The following is a 20,468-nucleotide window of genomic DNA, read 5'->3' as shown; positions in this document are numbered from 1 at the left end:
CGGGTCGGCATGGTAGAAAACGCCTTTTGTTTTTGCCACGACAAAGCCGCTTTTTCCGTAGAAGCCGATGTTGCCGGTGATTGCAAGCGCGCCACAGTCCATCTCCTTTGCCTTTTCCATCGCGTGCCTGAGAAGAACTGTTCCGTAGCCTTTGCGCTTGAAGTTTGGCGCAATGCTGATCGGCCCGAACGTCATGATTGGAAGAGTTTTGCCGTTGTTCAGCCTGATTTCTGCCCTTGCGAACATCACGTGTCCAATCAAAACGCCGTTTTCTTCCATTATAATGTCGAGTTCCGGCACAAAGTCGCTTCTCGTGCGGAAGCTATGCAGCACAAAATGCTCGTCGCAGCCGGGCTTGTAGACGTTCCAGAATGCCTCGCGCGTAAGGTTTTCGACCGCCCTGTAGTCCGCAGGTGTCTCGTTCCTGAAAGTGATTTTTTTCATGTCGATTTTGCTGTTCATTTTTTATCTTGCCTCCTATTCTTTTGTCATTATCCAGTTTGACCGGATGATTTTTTGTGCATAGATTCCTGTGTCGGAGCACAGGAATGACCTTTGAGATGGACTGTCCTTGCCAAAAAACTCCTTTTGTCAGCCAAGAAAATGACTTTTTCGTATGGTTTAATAATACGCCGAACCGCGCCGGTTTCCTACCTCAAACACATTTCAGAAAAGAGAATGAGAAAATCTGTTCGGACAAAAAAAACGGCGGACAGACAAAATCCATTGCCGTATCCGCCGTGATTTTCACCTTGCCTCCGCTTTTTTTTCGGACGAGATGATTCTGTAGATTGACTTTTCGCTCAGAAAGAATTCTTGTGAAATCTCGCTGACCGAAAATCCCTCTTTGTAGTTTTTGTATATCCGCTGGTTTCGCCTTTTGTACCAGTTTTTAGAATCTTTTGATTCGCCCCAGTTTTTGCGGTTCTCGCATTTCTGCGGAATATACAGGTAAGTTCCCGCCGCGTATTCCTGGATTTTTTCAAGAAGCGCAAGCGGAAGAACATTTTTCGCTTTTACGTAGTCCATTTTTATGACGCTTTTCAAAAAGATTTGGATTTCTGATTGAACAAGCAGTAAAAGCCTTTGAAACTCAAACTGCGCCTTTACTGCCGGCGCGGCACAAGTTCCATTTTTATCGTGTTTTTTATAAGTCGCTCCTTAGAAAACAATTCGTCTTCAACTTGAAAAAGTATAACATAAAAAACTATGAAATTCTATTTATTTTTCATGGAATTTTCCAGTCAGCTCTTCCACATCAATTCTTATCATGCTCGTTTTTTTCATCATAATAGCAGGAAAAACAGCCGGACCTTTGTACCCATATTTTTTTAGGATACAGATTAACCCTTCTTTTTTTTCATCTGCATCCTCTAAAATAGACGCATTTCCTTTTCCGCAGACACTTCTGTAAAAATCTGTCCAGCCGCAAGGCGCTTTGTCTGTACCTATTTCAGAATAGCTTACAGCGGAAAAAGATATGCGCGGGCAATTTTTTATGCAGCTAAGCTTTGTTCCTTCCGTAGCTCCATGAATAAAAATCTGAATTCTTTTTCTGTTGCCATCCAGTTTGTACCCAAAATTTACGGGCACAGAATACGGCTCATTTCCATTTATCATAGCAAGCGTCAAAAAATTTGACTCATCAAGAATTTTTATCATTTCTTCAAAGTCAGTAATTTCCCTTTCTTTTCGCCTCATTTTTTTTTCACCTCTTCAATAAAAATTCGCAAATTGAAATTTTTTCAAATTCATTTTATAATTTGGAAATCAATTTTACAAGGAAAACGAAGCGAGAAGAAAAACTTTAGCCAATCAGTTGAAGTGTTCTTGTTATATTTTCTGATGAATCTAAACGTCTTTTTGCAATAAATTTTTTGACGGTTTTTCGTTGGACGCCGTAAAGATTTGCGATTCGGTTTATGGAAATGCCCTGAAGAAGCATTATTGTAGCGCCGAGCTCTGCGCCGTCGAGTTTTGAGGCGGCGTTTTCTGTTCCGGGCGGGCGCCCAAGTTTTTGTCCTTCCGATTTTTTTCGTTCAAGGGCTTCTTTTGTTCGCTGGCTGATAAGGTTTCTCTCGATTTCTGCGGAGAGTCCAAATGCGAAGGCTAGAACTTTTGACTGGATGTCATCGCCAAGCCTGTAGCCGTCCTTGATAGTCCAAACGCGCGCGCCTTTTTCCATAAGCTTATTCAGAATCGACATTATCATAAAAAGACTTCTTCCGAGGCGCGAAAGCTCTGAGCAGATTATGAGATCTCCTTTTTGGATTTTTTCAAGAAGTTTTCCAAGCTCGCGGTGTTCCGGGGTAATCGTTCCACTCGCTGTTTCTTCAATCCATTTTTCCACATAAAGAGAGTTCCGTTTTGCAAATTCCAGAATCTCAAACCTCTGGTTTTCCACAGTCTGCTTGTCAGTGCTTACGCGAATGTATCCGTACGTCATTATTTGAATATACTCAAATTTTTAAGGACTGTGCAAGATTTTTTTGAATAGATTTTTTTTAATGGAAAAGTGATATGCAAACTATTTTCTTTGACAGCTCAACGATATAGAAAGTTGCAGAAAATCTTTTAAAAAAGTAATATTCAATAATATGAGGGCGGACAGCCGCCCTTCGCTCCAAAACTTCGTTTTTACGCTACCCACCGTGCGGGCTTCAATCGCCAGCCCGCAACGCCCGCTAGAAATCGTTTTTTCGGAGCAAAGCTAAAAAGGAGTTGTTTATGGCATATTCAGGATTCGACGGAATCATAATCGCGTTCTCATCTCTTTTTATCATCGGAATCTTTCATCCGATTGTCATAAAAGGCGAATATTACTTCTCTGAAAAAATCTGGCCCGTTTTTCTCGTTGCCGGGCTTTTATTGTGCGTATTTTCTGTCTTTACAAGCGGAATCGTCTCCGTGATTCTGGCTCNNGCCTTTGGAGCATAAAGGAGCTGAAAGAGCAGACAAAACGCGTCGAGAAAGGCTGGTTTCCAAAAAACGAACGGAGAAAAGACAATATGCAAGCTAAGAAAGAAAATGGCAAAATCAAAGACGAAAAGAAAAAATGAAAAAATCGCCTGGAAAATAATTCCGTTTGCTGAAAGTGTTTAATTTCTTTCTGCGGAATCATTCCGTTTGATAAAAGTATGTGATTTTTAGTCGCGGAAAAATTCCATTTGTCAAAAGTGTGTGATTTCTTGATGCGGAATCATTCCGTTTGACAACAGCACTCATTTTCTCATCGTGGAAAAATTCTATTTTCTGAAAACGAGCAATTTTATTTTTCGGAATCACGTTCTATTAGTCAAAAAAATGTGATTCCTATTCAGAAAACATTTCCGCTTGTCCAAAAATCATTTCTGAAAGTAAAAAATCCGTGTCCCTTTTCCCTTTTTCCGCTTTCTTTATCTCTTCTCACTCTTCAAGAGAAAAATTCCCAGAACATCCGCAAATGCCCAGCCAATCGGAATACTGAGCCATATTCCTTTAACGCCGATTGCCGGAACTGCCGAGAGCGTGTAGGCGAGAAGAACGCGCGTTCCAAGCGAGGCGACCGTAAGCACGACCGACACAGCAGGCTTTTGAACCGCGCGGAAATATCCGTAAAAAAGGAAAAGAAATCCAATCAGGCAGTAGAAAACTCCCTCAGTCCTAAGATACTGCGTTCCAATCCTGATTACATTTTCGTCGCCTGTAAAAAACGCGGTCAGCCGCCCTGCAAAAATGAAGACCGCCGCGCTTACAATCAGGCAGAAGACCGCCACCGCGGCCGCGCTTGTCTTTATTCCGCTTTTGATTCTTCCGTATTTTTTTGCTCCGTGGTTCTGCGCCACAAAAGTCGAGAATGCGTTTCCGAAATCCTGCGCAGGCGAGTAGGCGAGAGTGTCGATTTTGACCGCAGCCGCAAAAGCCGCCATGACTTCCGTTCCGAACGAGTTCACCCGCCCCTGAACCATCAGAATTCCAAAGTTCATAATCGACTGCTGGAGAGACGTGAGAAAAGCGAGCGAGAAAATCGGACGCAGAAAACTTCTTTCAAATCTCATATGCTTTTTGTCGAATCTTAGAACCGGCGCGTTTTTCATCGCGTAAAAAAGAAGCCCAGCCGCAGAAACGTACTGAGAGATGACTGTCGCCGCCGCCGCTCCTTTTATTCCCCAGCCGAAAAAAGCGACAAAGAGAATGTCGAGAACTGTGTTCAAAATCGCCGAAACTGCAAGAAAAATCAGAGCCGCACTTGAATTTCCGACCGCGCGAAGAGACGACGCATAGTAATTGTAGAGAAAAACCGCCGGAATCCCCGAGAAAATCACAAGAAGATAGCTTTTTAGCGGCAGAAAGACTTCCGATGGAGTCTGCAAAATGAGAAGAAGCGGATTTATCAGAATGTAGACAGCGGCAAGAACAACCGCAGTGAAAAGGGCGATTATCGAGAACGCCATGAAATTCCCTGTTTTTAGCTCGTCACTGTCCTTTTTTCCGAGCGCGATTGAAAGAAAAGCTCCGCTTCCCATTGAAAGCCCTGTCAGAACCGATGTCAGAAAAACCATCAGCGTGTAGGCAGAGCCGACAGCCGCGAGCGGCTCTTTTCCAAGAAAACGTCCGACAATCAAAGTGTCTGTGATGTTGTAGCACTGCTGAAGAATGTTTCCAATCATCAGCGGAACTGTGAACGCAAGAAGCGACTTTGCTATGCTTCCGCTTGTGAAATCTGTCTGCCTCACTGCTCTTGCTTTTCCGCTGTGTATCTTGCCCGCTCGCCGCCAATGAGCTTCGGCCGTGAGTAAGCCGCCGTAACGTAAGCCTTGCCAATAAATTTCTGCTCCGGGTGGACAGGAACTGCGACTTCTTTCAGGTGCATTCCAATCAGCGTGCTTCCAATGTCAATTCCTGCGCTTGCACGGACGTGCTCCACGACGGCCGGCTCCTTGAATCCATAATATGCCGCAGTCGCGAACGAGCCGCCTCCATGAATCCACGGCACAACGCAAACCTCGTCAAGGCCGTATTTTTCGGCGCACTCTCGCTCAACAACAAGCGCGCGGTTCAAGTGCTCGCAGCACTGGCACGCAAGAAAAATTCCTTTTGATGACAGAATCCGTTTTGCAGTCTTAAAAATCGCCTTTCCGATTTCCACGCTTGAGTCTTTTCCTATAGAGCCGCCCGCAACTTCGCTAGTCGAGCAGCCGATTACAAAAACCGAGCCTTTTTTCTGCGGATAGGAATCGAGCAACTCGGCGATTATCTTTTCCGTCTGGCGTGAAATTTCCGAAAGATTTTCCGCCGTTGTCGTTTTATTTTCATTCTGATTCATAATTTTGTCCTTATGCGCAGAATGGTACCACAATTTTTAGTTTTGTGCTCGGAACACATGATTTATTTTATCTTAAGAAATTCCTCGTGGATCTTTTTTACAACAGAAGAAGCGATATTTTGTTCCAGCAATGACAAATTTGTTTTTTTCTGATTATTGGAAGCAATATTTTCTTCAAAAAGTTGCTTATAGGAAATATTCAGTGCGGCCGCGATATTTTGGACAACTTCCAGCGAGGCGGATTTTCTTCCAAGTTCAATCTGTGTCATAAAAGGAACTGAAATTCCAGATTTTTCCGCCAAATCAGCCTGAGTCCAGCCGAATTCTTTTCTTATTTTTCTAATGTTGCTTCCCAAAACCAATAGAATATCTGTCATTAAAATTATTATGTTGCTATCAGCAATACTTGAAAATTATCCAAAAGCAATATATTATGTTGATAATAGCAATATTCAGGAGATTTTGTTTTGACCCGACATGCCATTCTCTGCGGCTGTGCCCCGGACGGATTTACGCAGAAAAAAATAAACGAAATGCACGATTTTCTCACAGGCGAAGCCGGCGGCTCTTGGGCTGAAAAAGACATTGTGATTTTTCCGAACGGCGTGAGCGAGGCTACGCTTTCTTTCGTGCTTGAACGGCTTAAGGCGGACAAAACTGAACAAATTCTTCTATATATATGCACTTTGTCACCGGTTGCGGATGAAGATAAGTCTGTCTGGCTTGGCGGAGAAGAAATCAGAAAAAGCGTGATTGAAAAGTTTATTGAATTTTGCAGAAGTTCAAGCAGCAACGTTCAAGTGATTTATGACACTTGCAGAGATTTTGTTCCTGATGAAGAAACTGATGATGACGCGGAAGTTTTTTCGGCTGTTTTAGGTGGATTTTCAAGAAGCGCGGGAGAGATGGAATGAGCTCGGATATTCTTCAGAAATCTTCTATTTTTTCGGTGAATGTTTCAAAGAGCAATGCATTCAACTTTCTTCGTCTTGCGTGCTGCCTGATTGTTATTTATGAGCATTGCGTTGTTTTAAGCGGAGTTAATTTTCCTTGCTACGACTTGCGGGGAATTGCCGTTAACGTCTTTTTTATTTTAAGCGGATTTTGGGTTACACAGTCGTTTCTAAAAAGCACCTCGATAAAAGAATATGCAATAAAGCGATTCAAAAAGATTTTGCCGCAGTATTGGCTAGTTGTGCTTGGCTTTGCAGTCGGGCTTTCAGCCTTTTCTGTCTTGCCGTTGCGTGAATATTTTTGCAATGGCAGTTTCTATAAATATCTTGCGGCGAATATTTTCACATTGAATTTTATCCAGCCTAATCTTCCTGGTGTTTTTGAAGGCTTGGCTTTGAATGGAAGTGTTAACGGTTCTCTTTGGACTATAAAAATTGAGATTGGATTTTATATTCTCCTTCCGTTCATTGTTTTTGCTGTGAAGAAAATGCACGAAAAATTTAACGGGGGGGGGTACGGCTGCATTGTGCTTGCCGCACTGTATCTTCTTTCCGTTTTGTACGAGGTGCTTATGCCGTTTGTAACTGAAAAGACCTCGCTTCCTTCTGCATTGAACAATCAGCTTCCGGCGTTTATCTCGTATTTTGCAAGCGGAATGATTTTTGCTTTTTATGGTGAAAAACTTTTTCCAAACTTGAAGATTGCTTTCTTGCCAAGTCTTGCGCTCCTTGTTTTGCTGAATGTTTTTAAGATTCCTTTTGTTTCCGCTCTGCTTATGCCGATTTGCCTTTCATTCTGTGTGATGTTCCTGGGATTGAATCTGAAAGTCTTTGCGGACATCGGGCGAAAAACTGATTACTCGTACAGCTTGTACCTGGTTCATTATCCGCTTGCGATGTGCTTTGTTTCGCTCGGAGTTTTTGAAAAAATGCCAGGGTTCGCAATTTTTAGTGTTCTGGGAACTTCTTTTTTGTGTGCTTATCTGCTTGAAAATTTTCAGCAGAAGCTTTTTGGAATCAGGTGTAATGCGGAGGCTGTAAAATGACCGCGAAAAAACTTACCGCAAGCATTGTTTTGTTCAACACTCCGCGCCCTCAAATAGAAGCTGTCCTAAAGTCTGTTTTTGACTCTGCCTGCGTGGAAACTCTTTATATTATCGACAATTCACCGAACGACAAATGGCGGATTCTTGAAAAACGCTCGGAAGAAAACGGCGTTACAAAAATCCGCTACATCCACAACGAAAATCTGGGGTATGGCGCAAGCCACAATCTTGCTATGCGCGAGGCGATTGAAAACGGAAGCGAGTATCACGTTGTGCTGAATCCGGACATTCGTTTTGGCACGGAAGTTTTGCCGGCTCTTACAGATTTTATGGATAAAAATCCAGACGCAGCCTATGTGCTTCCAAAAGTTGTCTATCCGAACGGCGAAATGCAATATCTGTGCAAACTGCTTCCGACTCCGGGCGATTTGATTTTCCGCCGCTTTCTGCCAAAGACAAAGTGGAGTGAAAAGAAAAACGACCGCTACTGCCTTAAAAAATTTGGCTATGACAAGGTGATAAATCCGCCGTGTCTTTCGGGCTGCTTTATGTTCATGCGGCTTAGCGTTCTTGCAGAAAACAACATTTTCTTTGACGACAGATTTTTTATGTACTTTGAAGATTTCGACCTGATCCGCCGCCTGCACCGCGTTGCAAAGACGCTGTATTTTCCGGGCGTTCAGATAATCCACGACCACCAGAAAGAATCTTACAAAAACCGCAAAATGCTTCTGGCTCACATAAAAAGCGCGTTCAAGTATTTTGGGAAATACGGCTGGTGGCTCGACAGGGAAAGAAAGGAGATGAATGAGAGAGTTTTGGGGGAGATTGAAAATGAGGAATTTTTGTCTTAAATGAGTAATTCAAGCCGCATAGCAAAAAACACGCTCGCCCTCTATTTTCGTCAGATTCTCATAATGCTTGTGTCTCTGTACACGGTGCGTGTCGTTCTGAACACGCTCGGCGCGGAAGACTACGGAATCTACAATGTTGTTGCAGGCGTGGTTGTTCTGTTCAGCTTTGTGAACAATGCTATGGCGACAAGCGTTCAGAGATTTCTTAATTTTTACCTTGGAAAGAATGATGCTGAAAAGACTCGGAATGTTTATTCTGCAAGCCTTGTGATTCATTGTTGTATCTGCCTGATTTTTGTTGTTCTGGCTGAGACTGCCGGGTTTTGGTTTGTGAATGCAAAACTGAATATTCCAAGCGGACGGAGCGATGCCGCTTTCTGGTGCTATCAGGCTGCTGTCATCACAACTTTGGCAAATATAATGCGCGTTCCGTACAATGCCGTAATTATCGCCTATGAGAAGATGAGTTTTTTTGCAGGCTTGAGCGTTGTTGAGGCAGTTCTGAAACTTGCGGTTGTGTTTCTTCTGAAAATTGCACAATTCGACAAGCTTATTTTCTATTCATTTCTGCTTGCTGCTGTCTCATTCATCATTCTTGCCATATATAAGTTTTATTGCAATAAGAATTTTGAGATTGCGCACTATAGAAAAAATCAAGATAAAGGATTGGGAAAAGAACTTGTCTCATTCAGCGGGTGGAGCTTGTTTGGAGCCGTCGCGAGTGTGGCGAACTCTCAGGGAACAAACATTGTCCTGAATATTTTCACGAATGTAACTGTAAACGCGGCAATGGGAATTGCAAATCAGGTGAATGCAGCTGTCTACAGTTTTGTGAGCAATTTTCAGACGGCGTTCAATCCACAGCTGGTAAAAAGCTATGCTGCTGGGGAAAAGGAGGAATTTCAGAGACTTGTAAACCGCTCGGCCAAATTTTCATTTTATCTTCTTTGGCTGATTGTTCTGCCGGTTTATGTAAACTGCAGTTTTCTGCTTTCGCTTTGGCTAAAAAATGTTCCTCAGTATTCGATCGGCTTTGTCCGGCTTGTCTTAATTTTTTCGCTTATAGAAGCGCTTAACGGACCTCTTTGGATTTCCATTCAGGCGGCAGGAAAAATCCGCGCTTATCAGATAATAGTCGGAATAATAAACATTTTAAATTTGCCTTTTTCTATTGCCGCATTTTGTCTTGGAGCAAATCCGTACTGGATTCTTTACATAAGAATTGCCTTGAACTGCGCCACATTCGGAATACGCATTCTGCTTTCAAAAAAATATTTTGCCTTGCGCGCCCGTCCATTTTTGCGCGATTCAGTTCTGATTCCAGTTTTTATTGCGGCGGTCTCCGCTTCGCTGACTTTGCTTTTCGGGAAAATGATTTCAAAAACCGTTCTGCACTTTTTTGCGACTTGCATTGTATCCGCCATTGTTTCAGGAATATTGATTTTTTTTATAGGAATGAAGACAAATGAAAGAAAAGCAATAATTGAAAAAATCAGGAGAGGCAGAAAATGAAAAAACTTATTTTGATTTTGCTCTTTATCAGCCTTTCCATGAATTTCTTCGCATCTCAAAAGATTCATTTTTCCGTTGATGATGTAATAGGTTGCTTTGAGAATCTTACAAAAAATGAGGGAAAATACAGCTCCGCTTTTGATGAGCCGTTTTTCGCTTACATAAAATTCCTCCACGAAAAATACAATGCGAAAGTTTCACTGTATTGTTTTTATGAAAAAGAAGGATTTTCACTTGCTGAATGCACAGAACGATTTGTGGATGATTTCAAGGCTTCTTCCGGCTGGCTGAAATTCGGCTTTCATGCAGAAAGACCAGTAAAAGGCAATACTTTTGACGGGGGGGGGTACAAAATGTTCGTGAATCAGATTGAACGAATAACAGGAACTTCGGATTGCATAGCAAAGACAGTGCGGCTTGATTATTTTTCAGGCGACAAGAAATTCATAGAGGCAATTTCGGACAAAAGCACAAAAAACGGAATCCGGCAGCTTTTATGTGCGGACAGCAGCCGTGATTCGTATTATTTGGATTCAGTTCAAAAGAGCGAGCTAAACAAAAGCGAGATGCTTATTGCGGACAATTTATTTTTTGCAAAAACAGACTTTCGCTTCGATGACATAAAAAATTTCAAGGAACTGTTTTTAGAAAATAAAGATGAAAATGAAGTTGTGGTTTTTACTCACGAGTGGCTTTTGGAGCCAGCAATGCGGAAGAATGTCTTCAAGTATTTTCTTCAGCTTTTGAATTCAAAAAAAATAAAATTCAACATAAACAGATTCTTTGAATATTACACAGACAAAGACTGTGAATATGTTTTTGAGTTTTGAAACTAAAGGAGAAAAATAGAATTATGGAAAAGATTAAAAGATTTATAACTTGCGGAGTTCCAACTTTTGCTTGCAATTTTCGGTGTTCATATTGCTATTTAGGCTGCCATTCAAATCCTTACAATGGAAGAATAGCTGATTTTCCAATTTCTGTTGAAGATATGGTAAAGGCTTTTTCTGTTAAAAGGCTTGGCGGAATTTGCTATTTCAATATGTGCGCATCAGGAGAAACTACGCTGCAAAAAAATCTGTTTCCGTTGGTAAAAGGGCTGATTGATGAGGGGCATTTTTGCGACATAATTACAAACGGATCAATCACAAAAAAAATCGACGAGCTGATTGCGCTTCTTGATGAAAAGGAACGGAGCCGTCTGTTTTTAAAATTTTCGTTTCATTATTTGCAGTTAAAAGAAAAAAATCTCCTTGAAACTTTTGCTGAGAATGTAAACAAGGTAAAAGCTGCGGGAATTTCTTATACAATCGAAATAACTCCTCACGACGAACTTATCCCGTACATTGATGAGATAAAAGAATTTTCAATAAAAAATTTTGGAGCGTTGCCTCATATAACTGTGGCTCGAAATGAAGCCACTAAAAAAATTGAGCTTTTAACGAAACTTTCAAAAGAAGAATATAAAAAAACTTGGTCTGTTTTTAATTCTCCGCTTTTCGATTTTAAATTTAGCCTTTTTGGTCGAAAAATCAATGAATTTTGTTACGCAGGACAAAATTCACTTTATGTTTATCTTGAGTCAGGCGAATACAAAAGCTGCTATTGCGGAGACCATTTAGGAAACCTTTTTACAGACATTGAAAAGCCGATTGATTTTTCTCCGATTGGAAAATGCTCGCTTCCGCACTGCTTTAATGGACATGCATTCCTCGCGCTTGCCGGAAACGTTCCAGATTTAAATCTGCCGATTCCAACTTATAAAGATGAGAGAGATAGGAAAATATACGGGGGGGGGTATTGGCTGACACCTTCTTGTCAAAATTTCTTTTCGCTAAATGCAGGAACTCAAAATTCGGTTTTTACAGACAAAGAAAAAAAGAAAGCGATCAGAAAAAACAAGCAGCTTCATCTTTTTAGATTGATGAGTGGAAAATTCCGGGCATTAAAACGTCGTCTTAGGATTAAAAAATAAAATGAAAAAAACTATAAAACTGATTCTTAATTTTTTATGCAAACATTCTCTTTGTTTTCAAAAATTAAGACTTTTGCGAAATTATAATTATTACTATAAAAAACAAAAGCAAACTCTGCCTTTAGATAAAATTCATTCAAAATGCGGAATTGTCTATGTTTTAGCCCCTTCATATTCGAATCTTGGAGATGTCGCTATTTTCGTGAAGTCTTTGGATTTTTTGAAAAAATATGCCGCCTTGCCGATAAAAGCAGTTTTGTATAGCCGCCAGTGTGTGAATAAAAAGAAACTTCGCTCTCTTCCCCTGAATGATGATGATTTAATCATTATTCAGGGGGGCGGAAACATGGGAACGTTTTATTCGTCTGAAGAATATTTAAGACAAAATATAGTCAAGTGGTTTCCAAAAAACAGAATAATTTCTATGCCGCAGACAGTTTATTTTGGAGACAAGAAGAAAAATTATGTTTTAAACCGTGCAAAGAAAATTTATTCATCTCATAAAAATCTAACGATTTTTGCCCGGGATGTTCCTAGTCTTGATTTTTGCAAACAGAATTTCAAATGTGATGTTCGTATTTGTCCGGATATGGTTCTTTCTGCTTTGCCAAAAAGATTTTTTGATTATCAAAAAAATAAAAAAGTCCTGCTTTGCTTTAGAAAAGATATTGAAAGCAAGATGGAAAATGCTTTTGTTAAAAATATTGAAAACTGTTTGAACGAAAATGGATTTTCATTTGAATATTGGGATACTGATGATTTAAGCGGCAGGAATATTAATAACAAGGAAGAGAAAGTTCAACAAGTTTTAGAATTTTTCAACCACTTTCAGTTTGTTGTTACAGACCGTTATCACGGAACAATTTTAAGCTATATCTCAAAAACACCTTGCATCGCTTTGGATAATTCTTACGGAAAAGTTAAAAACGGTTTTATTTGGTTTAAAGACTGTAATTATATGTTCTATGCAGATTCTCTTGAAAAAGTAAAAAATGCTATAGAAGAGATTTTAAATCTTGAAAATCTTGCGATAAACAATCAGTTGATTCCTGAGTTTCATATTTTAAAGGAGGCATTAAATGGCTGAAAATACAAAAAATTCTCCATTGGTCTCAGTAATAATTCCTTGCTACAACACAGAAAAATATGTTGAATCGGCAGTTCGTTCAATAATGAGCCAGACATACAAAAATCTTGAAATAATTATTACAGATGACTGCTCAACGGACGGCACTTTTGCCATTTTGCAAAAACTTGCGGCGGAAGATTCCCGCATAAAGCTTTATAAAAACGAGATAAACCTAAAAATTGTAAAAACTCTGAACAATATGATTTTGCAGGCAAACGGAAAATATATTGCCCGTATGGATGCCGACGACATTTCATTACCAAAGCGAATTGAAAATCAAGTTGATTTTTTGGAAAAGCATAGAGATTACGGTTTTTGCGGAACGAATGCTTTTTACATCAATGAAAATGGGAAGAAATTTCGAGTTTCTCATCTGCCAATAACTGCGGAAGAAAACTTATTTTGTCTTGGCTTTTATTCTTCTTTTATTCACCCTGCTGTTCTGATTCGCTCAGAAACATACAAAGAAAATCTTTATGACGAAAATTTTCTGTATGCAGAAGATTATGAACTTTGGGTAAGACTTATTGTTTCAAAAGGGATAAAAGGCGGCAATCTAAAAGAACGGCTGTTTGAATACAGATTTTTTGAAAAACAAACATCTAGTGTTTTTAGAAAAGAACAAGTTGATTCTGTTCATAAAATTTTTGTAAGTTATTTTAATCTTTCAGATAAAGAGTCAGATTTTCATAAAAATATTTTTCTAACTTATTCAAACTCCTCTCAGAATGAAACTAGTTATATAAAAGAAATTATAACGAAAATGAAAAAGCAGAAATTTACAAAAGGTATTTTCGTTCCATATCAAATACTCGCACTGCACATATTGCACAATACATCTGTTGATGGGGGGGGGTACAAGCTCTTGCTAAATTTTAGAATTTTATTTGTTTGCGGAGCAGCTGTCTTTCAAAAAATAGGAGATTATCTATGCCTGAAACTCAAAAAATAAATCACTTTTTCTCCATAATAATTCCTGTCTATAAAGTAGAAAAATATCTTTCAAAATGCGTTGAGTCTGTTTTATCGCAAAACTTTAACGACTGGGAAGCGGTTCTTGTTGATGACGGCTCGCCTGACAATTGCCCGGCTTTATGCGATGATTACGCTAAAAAAGACAACAGGATAAAAGTCATTCACAAACAAAACGGAGGTCTTTCCGATGCGCGCAACACAGGAATTTCCGCCGCAAGCGGAAAATATGTTTTGTTTTTGGACAGCGACGATTATCTTTATTCAGACGCAGTTCTTGAAGAAATTTCAAATTCCCTAAAAAATGCTTCTTTCCCGGAAATCTGCTATCTTCCGAATGAATACTGGTCAAGCAATCCGAATTCTGTAAGCAGCAAATACAAAGATGAGACGCTTCCGCTTCAGAGATTCATAAAACGTGTTATAAAAAATTATTATCTGCATACGGCAGGACAGCAGTTTGTTCTGCGGCTTGATTATCTAAAGGAAAACGCCCTTCGCTTTGAAAAAGGAATCCTGCACGAAGACGAACTTTGGTTTGCACAAATTCTAATGCAGGCAAAAAATATTCATATCTGCCCATGTGTTTTTTACTTTTACGTTGACAACAGAAACGGCTCGATTATCAATTCTGTAAAACAAAAAAATATACGGGATAAATTTTATATTGCAAACAAAATTGTTGCTCTTTCAAAAAATCTTCCGCAAAAATTGCAGAAACTTTTTATAACAAGAGCCGCCCAGATTGTCTCAGGAATAATCCAGTCTAAAAAATCATTGGAGCTTATAAGCGGCAGCGAAGAATTGAAAAAAGAACTGAAAAGCTCAGAAAATCTTCTGCTCAAATCAAAAAAACTGAATCACAAGGTTTTGTATCTTTATGCGAAATTGAAAAGGATTTAAATTGTTCACGTTTTTATTGTTCTGTTACATTTTCAGCTTCTACATTCTCGTTTTCCCAGCAAGCATACTGATCGCCGTTCCTCTTTTTTTGTGTGTCTGCGTGAATAAAGCATGGCTTTTTTCATTTTTAAGAATCTGGGGAACAAAATTTATCCGCAGAGCTTTTATTTTTCAGATTTTTATTATTGGTTTTTCAGGAATATTTCCGGTTATTTACAGAACTGCTGATTTTTCATTTATGAAACTGATGATTACGCAGCTTGTTCATTTTGTCTGCGCCGTTTTCTTTTTTACTTATATCGATGTGAAAAATGTAAGCTTCGATAAAGTCGTGAAAAGTTTCATCTTGATTTTTGTAATCCAGACTTTTATTGAGCTTGTCGCAACTTCGTTTCCTTCTTCGATTGGAAAGTTTGTCCGTCTTTTTAACCATTTTGACCCGGAAAGCGTAATCGGCTTAGGAGACAGGGTGCGAGGATACGCTCTTTCCGCGGCGACAACATATCACCTTTCTCTTGTCTATGGAGTTGCGTTTATTTTGTACATAAAGACTTTGGTCGAGTCTAAAAAAATAAAATTTCGCCAGCTTATTACAGGACTTCTGATTGTTGTCGGTGTGTTTTTTGCAGGACGGACTGGATTTGTAGGGATAGGAATCGGCTGCATTTATTTTTTGATTTCTCTAAAAGTAAAAACAAGAAATAAATTCTCGGCAATAGCAAAGCTGCTTGTTTCAATTGCCATAATAATTTCATTGACTCTGACTGTTGCTCCAAAGAAATTCAAAGACATGGTTGTTGATTATCTGATTCCCTACGCTTTTGAGTTTATCTATCAGAAATTAGATTCTGGAAAAGCTCAGACAGCCTCGACAAATCAGTTAAAGGAAATGTGGCATCGTGATTTTGACGAGCGGGAGCTTATTTTTGGAAGTGGAAAATATACAACAGATGACGGCAGATATTATATGCATGTAGACCCGGGAATTTTAAGGCATTTATTGTACGGTGGAATTTTATTTTATCTGCTTCTGGTTTTTTATCAAATGATTATTACTTTTCCGCTAAAAAAGCGCACAGATTATTACATTTTTATTCTGATTTTCATCTACTTTCTTTTTATGGATTTTAAAGGGGGAACAATAGGAATGAATAAATTTGCGTTTGCTTCAACTTTACTGCTCGGATTTTCTTACACAAGAAAAGAAAAAATTGATTTTTCAAAAACAGTTTCATACAAACGGACGAATTCTTTTTGCTCAGAGTAAAAGCAATGAATGAAAAATCGCAAAGGAAGCCGAATGACACCCGTAATTTCCATAATAGTTCCTGTTTACAATGTTGAAAAATATCTTTCTCGTTGTGTTGATTCAATTCTCGCGCAAACGTTTCGTGACTTTGAGCTGATTTTAGTTGATGACGGTTCCACAGACAATTCTGCAGAAATTTGTAATAAATACGCTGCAAAGGATTCAAGGATAAAAGTTATTCATAAAGAAAACGGCGGCCAAAGTTCTGCAAGAAACAATGGGCTTGAAATCGCAATAGGCAAGTATATCGGTTTTGTGGACAGTGATGATTGGATTTCTACTGATTGCTTTGAATATCTTTACACTTTGATTGAAAAGTTCAATGCGGATGCTGTATCAGCGGATTTTGTTTTTGCATACGAAAACAAACCGGTTGCATTTCAAAAATATAAAAATCCAAAAGAAAAGATTATTGCCGGCACTGACGAGATTCTCTGTTATTACTTAAAACAAGACAAAATGCACGGAAAAAATGATTTTGCAGTGTGGGGAAAACTTTTTAAAAGAGAATTGTTTCGTGGACTTCGTTTTCCGGCTGGAAAAATTTACGAAGACAACATAATAAACTTCAAACTTTTTCAAAAATGCGCCAGATATGTAAAAAGTACAAAAGAAATATATGCCTATTTTCAACGTGATATTTCGACTACAAAATCAATTCTTGCTCAGAAACATCTTGCGCTGATTGATGTATCAAATGAAATGCTTGCTATTGCGCAAGCGAATTATCACGCAGATAAAAAGCTGATAAAACTCTGTAAAAGGAAAATTGCCATGTCTTATTTTTCGGTTCTTGCAAAATATATCCGTTTTGGAACTGATTTAAACGACAAAAAAATCAAAGAACTTGTAATGGAATACAAAAAAGTGAAACACTTTTACCTTAGAACTGAAAAATCAATTAAGATTCATTTAATTTCATTTTTTATGTGTTTGAATATTACGCTAGCAAAAAAGATGTATGAAAAATTTAACGGGGGGGGGTACAAATATAGAGTAGTTGCTCCTGAAGCATCTGTCTATGAAAGATTCAGAGTCAAGTTAGGAATCTTAGAACACAATACGGAGGTTTCTTATGAAATCGCCGCTTAGTATTCTCTACATCACCGCTTTTCCGCCGAATCAGAAAACCGCAGGACAAGATTATTCACGTCGTCTTTTAGATGATTTAGTTTCCCGTGGACATAAAATTTCTTTAATCTACGCAGAATATCCTGAGCACAAGATTGAACTTTCGCCAGAAATAAAAGTCCTTGCAAAAATAAAGCCGGCTTTTAAAAATTGTCTTTCACTGCCATTTTTCAATCCGTTCTTTACAAAGCGTTTTGACAAAAGTATTCTAAGACAAATTCAGAAAATCGCAGCAAATTTTGATATGCTCTATTTCGATTTTTCTCAGGTTCATATATATTCGCTTTTTGTAAAGCATCCGAACAAAGTTCTTATGTGCCACGATGTTATCTGCCAGAAATTTTCAAGAAAAGGCAAACTTTTTCTGCCATGGATAAAATCTTGCGAGAAAAAACTGCTTTGCTCTGCTGAAAAAATAATCACATTCAGCCCTAAGGATTGCGATGTAATAAAAAAGGAATACGGTCTAGATTCTACCGCCGTCAATTTTTATCTTAAAAACGGCCGCTTTGATTATGAAAAGTCGGGAATTGAGAAAATAGAAAATAAGTTCTGCTTTTACGGCGCATGGAACAGAGCGGAAAATTCAGCCGGGCTTGAATGGTTTTTAGAAAATGTCTATCCGAATCTTTCCGCCTCTGAGGATTTTCAGTTTGCTGTGATTGGCGGCGGAATGACTGAACATTTAAAATCTAAAATTTCAGCTTATAAAAATTTCAAGATTCTGGGCTTTGTTGAAAATCCTGTTATGGAGATTGCAAAGTGTCAGGCTCTTGTCGCGCCGTTATTTAAAGGTGCAGGCGTAAAAGTAAAAGTCATAGACGCGCTTTCTTCTGGAACTCCTGTAATCGGAACAGAAGTCGCTTTTGAAGGAATACAGGACAACTCTGAAAATCCGCTCTTTTTTGAAGCAAGCACATCGGAAAAGAAAAAACTTGCGCAAAAGTTCGCGGATATTTTGAATAACTGGAAAAGCATTTCTGCAAAGCAAAAGCAAAGCTCCGCTGATGAATTTTTTGAGAGATATAACAGAAATAAATTTGCGGATTTGCTATAAAAATTCGTGTTCTGCGAAAAAGCTTTCCATTTACATTCAGGTAAATCTGTATGGAGCTTGATGTGCATATTATTTTAGCCAGTTGGAATAGAGTTTTCTGTTGATTTATAGCAGGTCTGTATTCTATATCAAAAAATCATAGGAATTTTATTACAGTCTAAAAATCCCACTCAGATTCTAAAAACCAAGCTTCTCCTTTCTTGTAAGAAAATCGAGCGCGTTGATGTTGCGGATTCCGTTGAAATCTGAGTTCAAATTTCTGTCCATCGTGATTATAACTCTCGGGTACGAATCCGGAATGTTTTTGAAGGCAGAAAGCTCACGTTTCAGCGTCTCCTCGTCTTTTACGGTTTCTGCAACCTGGATGTAAAAAAGAGAAGTCTGATTCTTTGCCACAAAATCTATTTCGGCATCGAGGTTTCTGCCCGTGTAAATCGTAAAATGCTGCCGCTTAAGCTCAAGAAAAATCTGGTTTTCAAGGATGTGCCCCATGTCGATATTTCTGTAGCCCAAAAGCATGTTCCGAAGTCCTGTGTCGGCGATGTAGTATTTTGAGATGTTTTTAAGAAGCTCCTTTCCGCGCACATCGTAACGTTCAACCCTGTAGACTAAAAAACATTCCTCAAGAAAGTGCATATAGTTTTCGACTGTGGGCTGACTTGTTTTTCGCCCGGAGCTTGTAAGCGTGTCGCTGATTTTTTTTGAAGTGCAGAAATTTCCGCAGTTCTGGAACATGAATTTTATTACGGCTTCAAGAACCGCAACGTCCTTTATCTGATGCCGCCTTGCGATGTCCTTTACGATTATCGTGTTGTAAACTCCGTTCAGGTACTGGTATACGCTTTCAGTGTTTTTTTTGAGCTGAACGGTGAACGGCATGCTTCCGAATTTCACGTAGTCGTAATAGTTTTCTTCGGTTGTCTGAGATGGAAAATTATTTTCCTTTATGCATTCAAGATATTCGCAGAATGAAAAGGGAAGCATGTCAATCGTAACGTATCTTCCGCTTAAAAGAGTGGCTAGTTCCCCGGACAGCAGATCCGCGTTCGAGCCTGTCAGATACAAATCCACGTTTTTGTAGTTGAAAAGTGTTTCTACTGGCTTCTGAAAATCATTGCAAAGCTGAACTTCGTCAATAAAAACATAGTTCATTTTGTCTTCCAAAAGAGCGGATTTTATGAACGCATAAAGATTGTGATATTCCAATAAAAGCTCATTATTCAAGTCGTCAAGCCTGATATAAGTAATCTGCCTCTCTGAAACGCCTCTGTCCAGAAGTGTCTGCATAAACTGTTCCATAAGCACGGATTTTCCGCACCGGCGGATTCCTGTCAGAACTTTGATTACCTGCTTGTCTTTAAATGCTTCTATACTTTGAAAATATGAACTTCTTATCATTTATTCAAAGTGTACTTTGAAAATATTGCCATGTCAAGGTTGTTTTTAAGTTGATATTGAAAAATTTTTGTATTATATTTGTCATACCTGTAACTTCCGCACGATTTCTGCTATAATTTTTGCATGATTCAGATTTTTGGCACGACAAAGAATTTTGACACAAAAAAGGCGCAGATGTGGTTCAAAGAACGAAGAATTCCTTTTCAGTTCATCGATTTAAAGGAAAAAGAGATGAGCCGCAGCGAATTTGAAAGCGTTGTGGATTCACTTTCGCGCGAGACTGGCTCACGTGCGGATGCGGTTGCGCTTCTGGCAGACAAAAAATCAAAGGATTACGCCTCGTTCGCATATCTTGATGACGCTGACAAAGAAGAAAAACTTTTTGAAAACCCGCTTTTGCTAAAGCTTCCGATTTGCCGGAACGGAAAAAACGCAGCTACCTGCGGACTTGAAGTGAAAATCTGGGAAGGGTGGAAGTAGATTTTTTGAAGTGATGTAAGCGTGCTTTTTGTTCAAAATTGATTAAAAAATAAAATCCGCCGCAGTATGTCTGTTCAGCGACGGATTCCGCTTGTCATTGACTGGCATGAACGGGAGGTTTGTTTTATTTTAAAAGATATTCGACTGTGGTTACCACGCGGATTGTCTTTTTTTCCTGAAGATCTTCGGCAGCGTTCTCTATGCTAAAAAATCCCTGGGTTGCAGTTTTGATTTTTCCGACTTTGCTTCCAGAATCATGCGCAAACTGCTCGGCTGCTGTGCGTGCGTTTTTTGTCGCCTCCGCAATCATCTGCGGCTTTATGTTGTTCAGCTTTGTGAATTCAAATGAAATCTTGCTGTTGTAGTCTTTTGAGACTGCGATTCCGCTGCTCATAAGGTCAAGGGAATCGTCCTGTGCCTTTTTCACTTCTGCGACTTTTGACG

General features: G+C 39.1%; 22 protein-coding genes and 1 pseudogene. 14 read left to right on the top strand and 9 right to left on the bottom strand.

The genetic code is table 11. From position 1 onward, the window contains the following. From B3Y13_RS00115 to B3Y13_RS00100, 4 genes are all read right to left on the bottom strand, one after another. The coding region (locus B3Y13_RS00115) for a GNAT family N-acetyltransferase (protein WP_296691843.1) at nucleotides 1-462 on the bottom strand (462 nt) is incomplete at its 3' end. 285 nt (nucleotides 463-747) lie between these two features. Next, nucleotides 748-1,029: a CD3324 family protein gene (locus B3Y13_RS00110; RefSeq protein WP_296691841.1), complete on the bottom strand. Its 282-nt coding sequence runs from the start codon at nucleotides 1,027-1,029 to the stop codon at nucleotides 748-750. A 192-nt stretch (nucleotides 1,030-1,221) separates the two neighbouring features. Further along, nucleotides 1,222-1,701 (bottom strand): pyridoxamine 5'-phosphate oxidase family protein, encoded by a 480-nt coding sequence (locus tag B3Y13_RS00105; protein WP_296691838.1) that lies wholly within the window; start codon nucleotides 1,699-1,701, stop codon nucleotides 1,222-1,224. Between the two features lie 106 nt (nucleotides 1,702-1,807). Beyond that, nucleotides 1,808-2,446: a master DNA invertase Mpi family serine-type recombinase gene (locus B3Y13_RS00100; RefSeq protein WP_296691836.1), complete on the bottom strand. Its 639-nt coding sequence runs from the start codon at nucleotides 2,444-2,446 to the stop codon at nucleotides 1,808-1,810. Between the two features lie 281 nt (nucleotides 2,447-2,727). Between B3Y13_RS00100 and B3Y13_RS00095 the strand changes: the two are divergent. Continuing rightward, nucleotides 2,728-3,059, top strand: a pseudogene (locus B3Y13_RS00095) (DUF4491 family protein). 336 nt (nucleotides 3,060-3,395) lie between these two features. On the opposite strand, the gene B3Y13_RS00090 reads toward B3Y13_RS00095, so the two are convergent. The 3 genes from B3Y13_RS00090 to B3Y13_RS00080 form a co-directional block, all read right to left on the bottom strand. Next, a complete protein-coding gene (locus tag B3Y13_RS00090; RefSeq protein ID WP_296691831.1) occupies nucleotides 3,396-4,715 on the bottom strand; it encodes an MATE family efflux transporter in 1,320 nt (439 codons plus the stop codon). After that, a complete protein-coding gene (locus B3Y13_RS00085) occupies nucleotides 4,712-5,305 on the bottom strand; it encodes a TIGR01440 family protein (RefSeq protein WP_296691828.1) in 594 nt (197 codons plus the stop codon). Before B3Y13_RS00085 ends, B3Y13_RS00090 begins: the two co-directional genes overlap by 4 nt. A gap of 62 nt (nucleotides 5,306-5,367) precedes the next feature. Continuing rightward, nucleotides 5,368-5,682: a helix-turn-helix domain-containing protein gene (locus B3Y13_RS00080; RefSeq protein ID WP_296024756.1), complete on the bottom strand. Its 315-nt coding sequence runs from the start codon at nucleotides 5,680-5,682 to the stop codon at nucleotides 5,368-5,370. Nucleotides 5,683-5,772: 90 nt separating this feature from the next. Here B3Y13_RS00080 and B3Y13_RS00075 point away from each other — a divergent pair, with 90 nt between their 5' ends. From B3Y13_RS00075 to B3Y13_RS00020, 12 genes are all read left to right on the top strand, one after another. Further along, on the top strand, nucleotides 5,773-6,219 hold the full coding sequence (locus tag B3Y13_RS00075) for a hypothetical protein (RefSeq protein ID WP_296691825.1): 447 nt from the start codon (nucleotides 5,773-5,775) through the stop codon (nucleotides 6,217-6,219). Continuing rightward, the gene (locus B3Y13_RS00070) at nucleotides 6,216-7,304 is read left to right on the top strand and encodes an acyltransferase family protein (protein WP_296691821.1); all 1,089 of its coding nucleotides are present in this window, start codon (nucleotides 6,216-6,218) and stop codon (nucleotides 7,302-7,304) included. The genes B3Y13_RS00075 and B3Y13_RS00070 overlap by 4 nt, the downstream gene beginning before the upstream one ends. Then, nucleotides 7,301-8,158, top strand: a complete 858-nt coding sequence (locus B3Y13_RS00065) for a glycosyltransferase (protein WP_296691818.1) — start codon at nucleotides 7,301-7,303, stop codon at nucleotides 8,156-8,158. Before B3Y13_RS00070 ends, B3Y13_RS00065 begins: the two co-directional genes overlap by 4 nt. Further along, nucleotides 8,159-9,670, top strand: a complete 1,512-nt coding sequence (locus B3Y13_RS00060; RefSeq protein WP_296691816.1) for a lipopolysaccharide biosynthesis protein — start codon at nucleotides 8,159-8,161, stop codon at nucleotides 9,668-9,670. It abuts the gene before it with no gap. Continuing rightward, complete coding sequence (locus B3Y13_RS00055) at nucleotides 9,667-10,500, top strand: hypothetical protein (protein WP_296691813.1); 834 nt, start codon at nucleotides 9,667-9,669, stop codon at nucleotides 10,498-10,500. Before B3Y13_RS00060 ends, B3Y13_RS00055 begins: the two co-directional genes overlap by 4 nt. A 23-nt stretch (nucleotides 10,501-10,523) precedes the next feature. Then, on the top strand, nucleotides 10,524-11,645 hold the full coding sequence (locus tag B3Y13_RS00050) for a radical SAM protein (RefSeq protein WP_296691810.1): 1,122 nt from the start codon (nucleotides 10,524-10,526) through the stop codon (nucleotides 11,643-11,645). Between the two features lies 1 nt (nucleotide 11,646). Beyond that, nucleotides 11,647-12,732: a polysaccharide pyruvyl transferase family protein gene (locus B3Y13_RS00045; protein ID WP_296691805.1), complete on the top strand. Its 1,086-nt coding sequence runs from the start codon at nucleotides 11,647-11,649 to the stop codon at nucleotides 12,730-12,732. Continuing rightward, nucleotides 12,725-13,726 (top strand): glycosyltransferase family 2 protein, encoded by a 1,002-nt coding sequence (locus tag B3Y13_RS00040; protein WP_296691803.1) that lies wholly within the window; start codon nucleotides 12,725-12,727, stop codon nucleotides 13,724-13,726. The genes B3Y13_RS00045 and B3Y13_RS00040 overlap by 8 nt, the downstream gene beginning before the upstream one ends. After that, on the top strand, nucleotides 13,705-14,649 hold the full coding sequence (locus tag B3Y13_RS00035) for a glycosyltransferase family 2 protein (protein WP_296691800.1): 945 nt from the start codon (nucleotides 13,705-13,707) through the stop codon (nucleotides 14,647-14,649). Before B3Y13_RS00040 ends, B3Y13_RS00035 begins: the two co-directional genes overlap by 22 nt. A 100-nt stretch (nucleotides 14,650-14,749) precedes the next feature. After that, nucleotides 14,750-15,916, top strand: a complete 1,167-nt coding sequence (locus tag B3Y13_RS00030) for a hypothetical protein (RefSeq protein ID WP_296691798.1) — start codon at nucleotides 14,750-14,752, stop codon at nucleotides 15,914-15,916. A 33-nt stretch (nucleotides 15,917-15,949) separates the two neighbouring features. Next, nucleotides 15,950-17,050 carry a glycosyltransferase family 2 protein gene (locus tag B3Y13_RS00025; RefSeq protein WP_296691796.1) on the top strand — a complete coding sequence of 367 codons (1,101 nt, stop codon included), beginning with the start codon at nucleotides 15,950-15,952 and terminating at the stop codon, nucleotides 17,048-17,050. Continuing rightward, nucleotides 17,034-18,146: a glycosyltransferase gene (locus B3Y13_RS00020; protein WP_296691794.1), complete on the top strand. Its 1,113-nt coding sequence runs from the start codon at nucleotides 17,034-17,036 to the stop codon at nucleotides 18,144-18,146. The genes B3Y13_RS00025 and B3Y13_RS00020 overlap by 17 nt, the downstream gene beginning before the upstream one ends. A gap of 177 nt (nucleotides 18,147-18,323) precedes the next feature. Here B3Y13_RS00020 and B3Y13_RS00015 read toward each other — a convergent pair whose 3' ends face one another. Beyond that, a complete protein-coding gene (locus B3Y13_RS00015; RefSeq protein ID WP_296691792.1) occupies nucleotides 18,324-19,544 on the bottom strand; it encodes an ATP-binding protein in 1,221 nt (406 codons plus the stop codon). Nucleotides 19,545-19,667: 123 nt separating this feature from the next. On the opposite strand from B3Y13_RS00015, the gene B3Y13_RS00010 reads away from it, so the two are divergent. Continuing rightward, nucleotides 19,668-20,024, top strand: a complete 357-nt coding sequence (locus B3Y13_RS00010; protein WP_296691791.1) for an arsenate reductase family protein — start codon at nucleotides 19,668-19,670, stop codon at nucleotides 20,022-20,024. A gap of 124 nt (nucleotides 20,025-20,148) precedes the next feature. Here the strand turns inward: B3Y13_RS00010 and B3Y13_RS00005 are convergent. Continuing rightward, nucleotides 20,149-20,468, bottom strand: a 320-nt coding sequence (locus B3Y13_RS00005; protein WP_296691787.1) for an SIMPL domain-containing protein, incomplete at its 5' end; no start/stop codon positions are given.

The sequence above is a fragment of the Treponema sp. UBA7567 genome (assembly GCF_002476655.1).
GTDB lineage: Bacteria > Spirochaetota > Spirochaetia > Treponematales > Treponemataceae > Treponema_D.
This window is presented reverse-complemented; position numbering and strand designations above follow the sequence as displayed.